A 10505-nucleotide genomic window follows, 5' to 3' on the forward strand; every position below is an offset into this window, starting at 1 on the left:
CCCCCCGGGACGCCAGCGGGAACTCCTCGTCATGTGCGGCACAAAGTCAGGTGTGCCCGCGAGGCCCGCCGGGGTCCAGGCAGCCATGAGCCGTCCCGGCCGCCCGCGGCAGGTCATGTGCAGAATAGGGGTCTTGAAAAACCAGAAGCCGTCCCGAGATTGGGTTCAGGGGATGCCGTAGTCGGGTCCCTCGAGTGAAACTTGCTGATAATCAGGAGGTTCCAATATGAACGCTACATTCTCTCTGGCGCCTTTGTTCCGCCATTCCGTCGGTTTCGACCGCTTCAACGATTTGTTCGAGTTCGCCCTGCGCAATGACTCGGGCAGCTCTTATCCGCCGTACAACGTCGAGAAACACGGCGATGACGACTACCGCATCGTGATCGCGGCTGCCGGCCTGCGCGAAAGCGACCTGGACGTCCAGGTGGACCGCGACGTGCTGACCGTGACGGGCGGCCGGCGCGAAAAGAACGACGAGAAAGTCACTTATCTGCACCAAGGCATCGCGCAGCGCGCGTTCAAGCTGTCGTTCCGCCTCGCCGACCACATCGAAGTACGCGGCGCCCATCTCGAGAACGGCCTGCTGCACATCGACTTGGTGCGCAACGTACCGGAAGAAGCGCGGCCCAAGCGCATCGCCATCAGCAGCGCGGGTGCGCAGCCCCAGCAACAGGCCGTCCTGGCTAACGCCGCCTGAGCGTACCGCGGCGTAAGTGCGCCGGCCCGCGAGGGCCGGCCTTCGCTGCGGCCAGGCACTCTGGCGCAACGGCTTCCCACGCCGGCATCGACCGGCCAAGGGAGGCCGTTTTCGTTCTTGCCCGCCACGGTGCGACGAGGCCAAGCCCGCCCTCATGGACTTGCCCAGACCTGGGGACCACGCGGCGTATCGATCCGATAGTCGGTGTACGGCCATTGCAGCAAATGCGCGCCCAGCCGCCTGGCCGCCGCCACCGGATCGCGCGGATCGCGGGCGACCTCGCCTCGACGGTTACCCGAACCATGCACGTAGCCGACGAAGGCCGAATGGGTGTACCGGGCAAACTCCTGCAATTGCTGCACAATGCCGAGCCCCACGCCGGGGTAGCTTTCCTCCGAAGCAAGCGTCAGCCCAAAACGCTTTCCCTGCATGCGCGCGAGCACGTCGGCATGGTGGGGATAGGTGTCTGAGTAATAGGTGAACGAACGATCGAAGAAGGCCTTGGTCTGCGCCGACATGCCGTACCAATAGATGGGCGTGCAGAACACCACGCCCGCCGCGGGCAGGAACTCCTCGAGGAAAAGCTCGGCATACCGGTCTTGGGGCGGCACCGAATGGCTCGTACGATCGCCGAGGAACCCGCCCAGATAGTCATCCAGGAAACGCAGGCGGGCCGATGCGCCCGCCTCGCGCGCCCCTTCTTCGACGGCCCGGGCGAGCAGGGCGCTATTGCCGTCCCGCCGCGGGCTGCCCACGAGTATCAAGATGTCATGAGATGAGTTCATTTCATTGCTCCCTTGGTCAAGAATTGTCCGTTTGGCCAGTTCCCGAAAATTTACGGAGCATTCCGTCCGTTGGCGAGTGAGCTTCTTTCAAATAAGATGAAATGAATTCACCCTCATCGCTGCAACCATGTTCGCCGGATTACCGCTGAACGCGCTCCGCACCTTTGAAGCAGCCGCCAGGTTGCGCAGCTTCAAGCGTGCAGCCGAGGAGCTTCACGTCACGCCTACCGCCGTGTCTCACCAAATCCGCGCGCTGGAACGTCACCTGGGGCTGCCCCTTTTCGAACGCCGCGCAGGCGGCGTTGCGCTTGCGGCGGAGGGCACGCGGCTTTTCCATGCCGTGCACGGCGCCTTGCTGAACGTCAGCCAGGCCATCGATGCCTTGAAGCCGCGGCCAAGCAGCGGTGCGGTCACGGTAACGACCACCCATTCGTTCGCCGCCCTATGGCTGGTGCCGAGGCTCGGGCGCTTCTATCAGCAATATCCGGACTACGAAGTCCGCATCGACACGACCGCCCGTGTCGTCGATCTCCTGGAAGACGCCAACGTGGACATCGCCATCCGCTACGGAACGCGCGACTATCCTGAATTGGTCACCGGCGCGATCCTGGACGAAGCCTTCGGCGTCTACGGCGCACGCAGCCTGGTTGGAGGAGGCATCCCGGAAAAACCTACGCTGATCTCCGTGCACTGGCGCGACTCCACGCTCTACGAGCAGGGCTGGAGGCGTTGGTGCGACGCGGCCGGCTTGCCGTGGATGCGAGGCCGACCCTCGATCCGGCGCTACCAGGAAGAGCACTATGCATTGCAAGCCGCCATCGCGGGGCAGGGGCTGGTGCTGGCGAGCTCGGTCATGGCCTCGGACGCCGTCGCCCAAGGCTTGCTCTTCCCTTTCCTCCCTCACGTAACGGTACCGGGCGCGCGCTACGCAGCCTTGTGCGCCCCGGGGCGCGAACGCCACCCGCCGGCGCGCGCCTTGCTCGACTGGCTCAAGCGGGAGTTCACGGCGAGTGCCGGACAGCCGCGCAAGCAAAGCACCGGCCGGCGGCCGCGCTGAATGCATGCGGAGGAGCCGCTCACGCCGCGGCCATGACACAATCCGCCCCATGCGCACATTTTTTCTCTTTGTGGTCACCGCGATCGCCGAAATCGTCGGCTGCTACTTGCCATATCTCTGGCTGCGCCAAGGGCGCTCGGCCTGGCTCCTGCTCCCTGCGGCGGCCGGCCTCACCCTGTTTGCATGGCTGCTGAGCCTGCATCCGACTGCCGCAGGGCGCACATATGCCGCCTATGGCGGCGTCTACATTGGCGCCGCGCTGCTCTGGCTGTGGGCGGTGGACGGCGTCAGGCCGACGTCGTGGGACATCGCCGGCGCGCTCGTCGCCCTGGCTGGCATGGGCATCATCATGTTCCAGCCGCGATGAATTCGTGCCACGCGCTTCCCTTCAGGTAGAATCCCCGCTGGGTGTCGTGCTCTTCCTTGCACGACAGGATTCACGCGCAGGTCGGGCCGCCGCGCGACAATTCCTGTTCGCATGGATCGACCACATGCCCCCAAGCCCCGACCTGCCACGCGCCCAGCTCATCACTGAACGCGCCCTTGCCACGCTGAACCGATTTCTCCACGTCGAAGCCGTCAGCGGCATCGTGCTCCTGATCGCCGCCGCCGTGGCATTGACCTGGGCCAACTCCCCGCTGGCCGCCGGCTACCATCACTTCTGGCACACGCCTATCTCCATCGGGTTGGGATCGTTCACCATTTCCCAGCCTCTCCACTTCTGGATCAACGATGGGCTGATGACCGTGTTCTTCCTGGTCGTCGGGATGGAGATTCGACGTGAGATGCATGAAGGCGCGCTGAGCAACCTGCGCCAGGCCAGCCTGCCTATCGCCGCAGCCCTCGGCGGCGTCATGGTGCCCGCGTTGATCTATTTGGCGCTGAATGCGGATCCGGTGCGACAGAACGGCTGGGCCGTGCCGACCGCAACGGACATCGCGTTCGCCATCGGCGTCCTCGCCCTCCTAGGCCGTTCCATACCGGGCAACCTACGCATCTTCCTGCTGGCCCTTGCCGTCATCGACGACATCATTGCGGTACTCATCATCGCGCTGTTCTATTCGGGCGGACTCGATTACGGCGGGTTCGCCTTGGCGGGCGCCGGGCTCGTGCTGGTGCTCGCCTTACAACGCATGGGCATCGGCTCGGCGTTCGCATATGTCTTGCCGGGCGCCATCGTCTGGACCGGCATCCTCATGACGGGTGCCCATCCCACGCTGGCCGGCGTCGTTCTTGGCCTTTTGACGCCGGTCGTCCCGATGCGGATGCGGGAGCGCCCGCTGGAGGTCGTTTCGCGCATCGCCAACCAACTGACCGGGCGCCACGCCGAGGCCGGCTCGCAACTGCTCGCAGGCCCGCTGCGCGAGCTGCGCCTTGCCCAGCGCGAACTGCTGCCGCCCATCGTACGGGTGCAAGCTGCGCTTCATCCGTGGGTGGCATACTGCGTGATGCCGCTCTTCGCGCTGGCGAATGCCGGCGTCACCCTGGATGGCATAGACCTGGCCGCCGGGGGCACACAGTGGGTCCTGGCCGGCGTCGTACTTGCGCTCGTGATAGGCAAGCCCGTGGGAGTCGTCACCGTAAGCTGGGCCATGGTGCGCCTCGGGTGGTGCGCGCTTCCCCCGGGCGTGACGGGAGCCGGCATTGTGCTGGTGGGGCTGCTGGCCGGAATAGGTTTCACGATGTCAATCTTCATCGCCATGCTGGCCTTCGCCGATGACGCGCTACTCGGCGCCGCGAAACTCGGGGTGCTGGCGGGGTCGTGCCTCGCGGCGCTGTTGGGACTGGGCTGGGGCGTGCTTTACGCCCGGCGGCAACGCAGGGATGCCGGCTTGCCCCGCTGAGCCGAGGCTTCGCTGGAGGCATGCACCGCGGATGCAAGGTCCGCCAGCGCAACGCTTGCATGCTCACCGGCCAAGCGGTACGGCCGGCCCGCCCCTCATCCCGCCACGAACCCGGCTCGCTGCGGCCACGTATTCACGAACGCATGAATGCTGCGTTCACCATAGACGCCGGCGCGGGTGAACGGCTCGTTCTCCAGCCAGGCCAGCGCGTCTGCCTCGCTATCGAAGTCGATCACGAGCAGGCTGCCGACGAAGTCCTCAGGCCCGCCTCCGCCGAGCAAGGGGCCGGCAAACGCGATCCGGTCGCCGACGCCCGCCAGGTACTGTTTATGTTCTGGCCGAAGGCGCGCCCTCAGGGCAGGCGTATCGGGGGTCTTCTTATCGAGCAGATGGAAAACGAACAACACGGCAGTCCTCCTTGGGGGTGATGTGGCTTGGGCTTCCAGCGAGGCCTCGTCGCAAAGCCGGCGAAGCGCTCGCCATCTTCGAGGCCACGCCCACATCCGTCAAGCGCGGCCCGCCCGCACGGCTCACAAACTCGACATCAGCGCCCGCCGCAACTCATCTTCGCTGCGGCCGCTGCGCGCCGCGTAGTCGGCCAGCTGGTCTTCGCCGATCTTGCCCACGTTGAAGTACTGGGAAGCAGGATGGCTGAAGTAAAAGCCCGATACCGCGGCGGCGGGATACATGGCGAGGCTCTCGGTCAGCTGCATCCCGATTTCCTCGCAGGCCATGACACGGAACATATCGCGTTTGACGGTGTGCTCCGGACATGCGGGATAGCCAGGCGCGGGCCGGATGCCTCGATAGGATTCCTTGATGAGTTGTTCGTTGCTCAGGTTTTCGTCCGGCGCGTAACCCCAGAGATCCTTGCGGACCCGCTCGTGCAGGGCTTCGGCGAAAGCTTCGGCCAGGCGGTCTGCGATGGCCTTGAGCATGATGCTCGAGTAGTCGTCGTGTTGCTTCTGGAACTCGGCTTCCCACTTCTCGATGCCCAGGCCGCTAGTGACGGCAAACATGCCGATGTAGTCGGCGATGCCGCTGAACTTGGGCGCGATGAAATCCGCAAGGCATTTATTGTCCACGCCTTCGCGCTTGGCGGTCTGCTGGCGCAGGTTGCGCCAGGTAAAGAGCACCTGCTCGCGCGACTCATCGGCGTAAATCTCGATGTCGTCATCATTGACGGTGTTGGCCGGGTAAAAGGCCACGACCCCGTTGGCGGTCAGCCAACGGTTTTCGATCACGCGCTTGAGCAAGGCCTGGCCATCCGCATAAACCCTGCGGGCCGAGTCGCCCACGACGGCGTCGTCCAGGATGGCGGGGAATGAGCCATGCAAATCCCAGGTCTGGAAGAACGGCTGCCAGTCGATGTAGCGCGCAATCTCAGCCAGGTCGAAGTTCTTGAAGGCCCGGCGGCCGATGAACTTGGGGCGCGGCGGCTGGTAGCCTTCCCACGCGATGGCCGGCTTGTTGGCGCGCGCCTCGGCCAGGGAAATCAGCGGCGTCGCCTTGCGGTTGGCGTACTGTTCGCGCACGCGCTCGTATTCCGCCTTGATGTCGGCCACGTACTGCGCAGCCTGGTCCGAGACCAGGCTCTGCGCCACGCCCACCGAGCGGCTGGCGTCGGTCACGTAAATAACCGGCCCCTCGTAGTGCGGCGCGATTTTTACCGCCGTATGCACCCGGCTCGTCGTGGCGCCGCCGATCAACAGCGGCACCTTGCGCTCGCGGAAATACTCGTCACGCTGCATTTCGGCGGCGACATAGGCCATCTCCTCGAGGCTGGGCGTGATCAGTCCCGAGAGCCCGATGATGTCGGCGTTCTCTTCCTTGGCCTTGGCCAGGATCTCCGCGGCCGGCACCATGACGCCCATGTTGACGACCTCGAAGTTATTGCACTGGAGCACGACGCTCACGATGTTCTTGCCGATGTCGTGCACGTCGCCCTTGACGGTGGCGATGACGATCTTGCCCTTGGAGCGCACGTCGCCGCCTGCCGCCTGGATCTGGCGCTTCTCTTCCTCGATGAAGGGGATCAGGTGGGCCACGGCTTGTTTCATCACCCGGGCCGATTTCACCACCTGCGGGAGGAACATCTTCCCCGAACCGAACAGGTCGCCGACGACGTTCATGCCGTCCATCAGCGGCCCCTCGATCACCTCGATGGGACGACCGCCGCGCGCGGCCACGGCCTGCCGCGCCTCCTCGGTATCTTCGACGATGTAGGTGCTGATGCCATGTACCAGGGCGTGCGTGAGCCGCTCGGCATAGGGTAGGCTGCGCCAGGCGAGGTCCTCTTCCTTCTTGGTGCTGGAGCCCTTGATCGTCTCGGCGAATTGCACGAGCCGTTCGGTCGGCGTGCGATCATCGTTCGGGTCCTTGCGGCCGAGCGGTTCGCGGCGGTCCAACACCACATCTTCCACGAGGTCCCGCAGTTCGGGATCCAGGTCGGCATACACGCCCAGTTGGCCGGCATTCACGATGCCCATGGTCAGCCCGGCGCGAATGGCGTGGTACAGGAAGACCGTGTGGATGGCCTCGCGCATGGGTTCGTTGCCCCGGAACGAGAAGCTGACGTTGGAAATGCCGCCGGAGACCTTGGCGTATGGGAGGTTCTCGCGGATCCAGCGCGTGCTCTCGATGAAATCGACGGCATAGTGATTGTGCTCGTCGATGCCGGTGGCGATGGCAAAAACGTTCGGGTCGAAGATGATGTCTTCCGGCGGGAAGCCCACTTCCTCCACCAGCAGCTTATAGGCGCGACTGCAAATGTCGATCCGGCGCTGCAGCGTGTCGGCCTGCCCCTGCTCGTCGAAGGCCATGACCACCACCGCCGCGCCGTAGCGCCGGCACAGCCGCGCCTGGCGCAGGAAAGGCTCGACGCCCTCCTTCATGGAGATCGAATTAACGATGGCCTTGCCCTGTACGCATTTCAGGCCCGCCTCGATTACGCTCCACTTCGAGCTATCGATCATGACCGGCACGCGCGAAATGTCGGGCTCGGAGGCAATCAGGTTCAGGAAGCGCCTCATGCTGGCTTCAGAATCCAGCATGGCCTCGTCCATGTTGACGTCGATGATCTGGGCGCCGTTCTCGACCTGCTGGCGCGCCACGGCCAGCGCCTCATCGAACTTCTCCTCGCGGATCAGGCGCGCGAACATCTTGCTGCCCGTCACATTGGTGCGCTCTCCCACGTTGACGAACAGCGAGTCATCGTCGATGTTCAGCGGCTCGAGCCCAGAAAGCCGCAACTTGACCTCGACCGCCGGCGGCTGGCGCACCGGCAGGTTCGCCACCTTTTCCGCAATGGCGCGGATATGGTCCGGCGTCGTACCGCAGCAGCCGCCCACAACGTTGACGAAACCTGCCCGGGCAAATTCTTCCAGGAGGCGCGACGTGTCTTCCGGCGTCTCGTCGAAGCCGGTCTCGCTGAGGGGATTCGGCAGGCCTGCGTTCGGATAAACGCAGACAAAGGTATCGCAGATCTTGGATAGCTCGGCGATGTACGGCCGCATCAGCGCCGCGCCCAGCGCGCAGTTCAACCCGATGGTGATGGGACGAGCATGGCGCACCGAATTCCAGAAGGCCTCGACCGTCTGGCCCGACAAAATGCGCCCCGAGGCGTCCGTGACCGTGCCGGAAATCATGACCGGCAAGCGCTCGCCGCGGGCCTCGAACACCTCTTCGACGGCGAAAATGGCCGCCTTCGCGTTCAAGGTATCGAAAATGGTTTCGATCAGGACGAGGTCGATGCCGCCATCCAGCAAGCCGTTCAGCTGCTCGGCATAGGCGGCCCGCAGTTCGTCGAAGGTCACGTTGCGCGCCGCCGGATCATTGACGTCGGGCGAAATCGACGCCGTCTTCGGCTGGGGGCCCAGCGCGCCCGCCACGAAACGCGGCCGCTCGGGCGTGCTGAACTCGTCGCAAGCCTGGCGCGCCAGCTTGGCCGCCGCCACGTTGAGCTCGTAGGCGAGGCCGGACAAATCGTAGTCAGCCTGGGCGATGGAGGTCGCGCCGAAGGTATTGGTCTCGATCACATCTGCGCCTGCCGCCAGATAGGCGCGGTGAATCTCCAGGACGACGTCCGGGCGGGTCAGGCACAGGAGCTCATTGTCGCCCTTCAGGTCTTTGCCGTGGCCGGCGAAGCGCTCCCCGCGGAAGGCCGCCTCATCCAGCTTATGGCGCTGGATCATCGTTCCCATCGCGCCGTCCAGGACCAGGATGCGCTCGGTCAACAGCCGCGCGAACTCGGCGCCGCGGGTATAGGAAGAGGGAGGATAGGGCAGGGTCGGAAACGGCATGTGCAGCGGCCTCGGAAGTCAGCCGGGAGAAAACCCGCGCGGGCGGCGCAGGTTCTCAGCCGCACAGGCGCGCCGGGTGTAGGCGAATCTGGGATTTTAGCAAGGATGCGCGCCCGGCCCAGCGGCGCGCATCAATGCAACCGCCGGCCCAAGCGCTTGAACCCGAAAGGCGTGATGCCGTCCATGTTGAAAATGGGCTCGGAGCTGGCCCGCACGCGGCGGCGGATTTGCAGGTCGGGCACGGACGGCTCAGGCTTCGTTTCGGCCGTCCCTTCGCCGCGCCAGGCCGCCGCGGCCGCTTCCACCACCTCGGCGATCTCCTGCGAACGATCGAATTGGGCGCGCAGCCATTTGACGTCTCCGCCATGCTTGAAGACATCGGCACGCAGCGCCTCCAGCATCTCGGCGGTACCGAGCTCGCGGGCCGCCGGCATCACCTTGTCGAAGGTCATTCGCACATGATCGCCCAGGCGCACGCGGCCAGCTTGGGGATCGACGTAGTGGCCGTGCAAGCCGAAGCGGGTCGCCTGGAAGCGATTGGTGCGATAGGCCATCCAAGCCTTGCGGTCAGGCATGGGCTCGTCGGCCAGCGTCGCGCCGAGCGCCTGCGCGAAGGCTGCCAACTGGCACGCCTTCTCCACGGTAAGCGGCGTGTCGCAGACCCGGATTTCCGCGGTGCCGAACTCGGGCTTGGGCCGCACGTCCCAGTACAGATCCTTGATGCTTTCGATCAAGCCACCGGCGTGCAGCTCCGCAAAATAGGCCTCGAACCCGTGCCAGTCCACGACTTCCGGCGGCAGGTGGCCGCACATGGGGAAGGCGTTCAAAGCGTTCAGGCGACTGCAGGCGAATTGGGTATCCACCCCTTCGAAATACGGCGAAGAAGCCGACAAGGCGATGAAGTGCGGAACGTAGGGCGAGAGCTTTTGGGTCAACTCAATGGCGGCATCCCCGTTCTCCACGCCCAGGTGAATATGCTGCCCGAAGACAGTGAACTGGCGGGCCAGGTAACCATACGTCTCGGACAGGTACTGGAAGCGCGGGGAGTCGAAGATTGCCCGGTCATGCCAACGCATGAAGGGGTGGGTGCCGCCTCCGGCCACCCGCACGCCCACGGCGTCGGCAGCCTCGACCAGGAGGTCCCGCATGCTGCGCATTTCGTCCAACAGGCGTTTCGGATCGGTATGGACCGAAGAGTTGAGTTCGATCATCGACCGGGTGATCTCGGGCTTAACCCGGTCGGCATAGGGATGGTTGGCGATCTGAGCCAGCAATTCTTCGGCTGCGCCCTTCAAGTCGAACGTCTGCGGATCGACGATCTGCAACTCGAGCTCGATGCCCAAGGTATTGGGACGGGATGCCGTGAATGCGATGGACTGCATCGGAGTCTCCTTTGGAATGTCGCCGGGTGATCGACCCGGCCGGGGCGACGCCGGACGCAGGATATGCGTCATAGGCCAGCATCACGAAGTGTCGGGCGAGTTTAGCAGCGAGTTTTCGCGAGATCGACGGAAATCACCGACGTTAAGTGTTTCCCCCTGCGATGCCACGAATACGGGGCGTCCTCTCGTGAGTAGCCACTAACAAAGCAGGAAAAATCAGGGGGATCCGGCCCAAACACCGGCGCACGCCCGATGAACAAAGGAGGCCGAGGGGCGGCCACAACGACGAAGCAACCCGAAAATTCCGTAATTGGCCGCGTTTTTATTGATAGTGATTACTTACAAATAAAACGCCGGCATAAAGCCGGCGGCTGGCGTCAGTGCAGCGTCAGGGGATGGTGCATGTAGGCATCGAACTGGCTCAGGAATTCGTCCACGT

8 protein-coding genes are annotated in these 10505 nt (G+C 64.4%); 4 read left to right on the top strand and 4 right to left on the bottom strand.

Annotation, left to right across the window (positions count from 1 at the left end):
- Positions 1-226: 226 nt before the first annotated feature.
- Positions 227-697 (top strand): Hsp20 family protein, encoded by a 471-nt coding sequence (locus IRZ12_RS11480; protein WP_296468496.1) that lies wholly within the window; start codon positions 227-229, stop codon positions 695-697.
- A gap of 152 nt (positions 698-849) precedes the next feature.
- Here IRZ12_RS11480 and IRZ12_RS11485 read toward each other — a convergent pair whose 3' ends face one another.
- Entirely contained in the window at positions 850-1482 is a 633-nt protein-coding gene (locus IRZ12_RS11485) for a flavodoxin family protein (protein WP_296468498.1), read from the bottom strand.
- A gap of 127 nt (positions 1483-1609) precedes the next feature.
- On the opposite strand from IRZ12_RS11485, the gene IRZ12_RS11490 reads away from it, so the two are divergent.
- From IRZ12_RS11490 to nhaA, 3 genes are all read left to right on the top strand, one after another.
- On the top strand, positions 1610-2539 hold the full coding sequence (locus IRZ12_RS11490; RefSeq protein ID WP_296468500.1) for a LysR substrate-binding domain-containing protein: 930 nt from the start codon (positions 1610-1612) through the stop codon (positions 2537-2539).
- 49 nt (positions 2540-2588) lie between these two features.
- On the top strand, positions 2589-2906 hold the full coding sequence (locus IRZ12_RS11495; protein ID WP_296468501.1) for a YnfA family protein: 318 nt from the start codon (positions 2589-2591) through the stop codon (positions 2904-2906).
- A 124-nt stretch (positions 2907-3030) separates the two neighbouring features.
- On the top strand, positions 3031-4383 hold the full coding sequence (gene nhaA / locus IRZ12_RS11500) for a Na+/H+ antiporter NhaA (protein WP_296468504.1): 1353 nt from the start codon (positions 3031-3033) through the stop codon (positions 4381-4383).
- Positions 4384-4478: 95 nt separating this feature from the next.
- On the opposite strand, the gene IRZ12_RS11505 is transcribed toward nhaA, so the two are convergent.
- From IRZ12_RS11505 to IRZ12_RS11515, 3 genes are all read right to left on the bottom strand, one after another.
- Positions 4479-4790: a YciI family protein gene (locus tag IRZ12_RS11505; protein WP_296468507.1), complete on the bottom strand. Its 312-nt coding sequence runs from the start codon at positions 4788-4790 to the stop codon at positions 4479-4481.
- 123 nt (positions 4791-4913) lie between these two features.
- Positions 4914-8684 (bottom strand): methionine synthase, encoded by a 3771-nt coding sequence (metH, locus tag IRZ12_RS11510; protein WP_296468510.1) that lies wholly within the window; start codon positions 8682-8684, stop codon positions 4914-4916.
- Positions 8685-8815: 131 nt separating this feature from the next.
- Positions 8816-10066: a YbdK family carboxylate-amine ligase gene (locus tag IRZ12_RS11515; RefSeq protein WP_296468512.1), complete on the bottom strand. Its 1251-nt coding sequence runs from the start codon at positions 10064-10066 to the stop codon at positions 8816-8818.
- Positions 10067-10505 lie beyond the last annotated feature (439 nt).

The sequence above is a fragment of the Pigmentiphaga sp. genome (genome assembly GCF_019689535.1).
Taxonomy (GTDB): Bacteria; Pseudomonadota; Gammaproteobacteria; order Burkholderiales; family Burkholderiaceae_B; genus Pigmentiphaga.

Bases quoted from the DNA above. Each gene is read 5' to 3' on its own strand.
- IRZ12_RS11480 (WP_296468496.1), top strand. From the start codon at position 227: ATGAACGCTACATTCTCTCTGGCGCCTTTGTTCCGCCATTCCGTCGGT.
- IRZ12_RS11495 (WP_296468501.1), top strand. From the start codon at position 2,589: ATGCGCACATTTTTTCTCTTTGTGGTCACCGCGATCGCCGAAATCGTC.
- IRZ12_RS11490 (WP_296468500.1), top strand. From the start codon at position 1,610: ATGTTCGCCGGATTACCGCTGAACGCGCTCCGCACCTTTGAAGCAGCC.
- IRZ12_RS11485 (WP_296468498.1), bottom strand. From the start codon at position 1,482: ATGAACTCATCTCATGACATCTTGATACTCGTGGGCAGCCCGCGGCGG.
- metH (WP_296468510.1), bottom strand. From the start codon at position 8,684: ATGCCGTTTCCGACCCTGCCCTATCCTCCCTCTTCCTATACCCGCGGC.
- IRZ12_RS11515 (WP_296468512.1), bottom strand. From the start codon at position 10,066: ATGCAGTCCATCGCATTCACGGCATCCCGTCCCAATACCTTGGGCATC.
- nhaA (WP_296468504.1), top strand. From the start codon at position 3,031: ATGCCCCCAAGCCCCGACCTGCCACGCGCCCAGCTCATCACTGAACGC.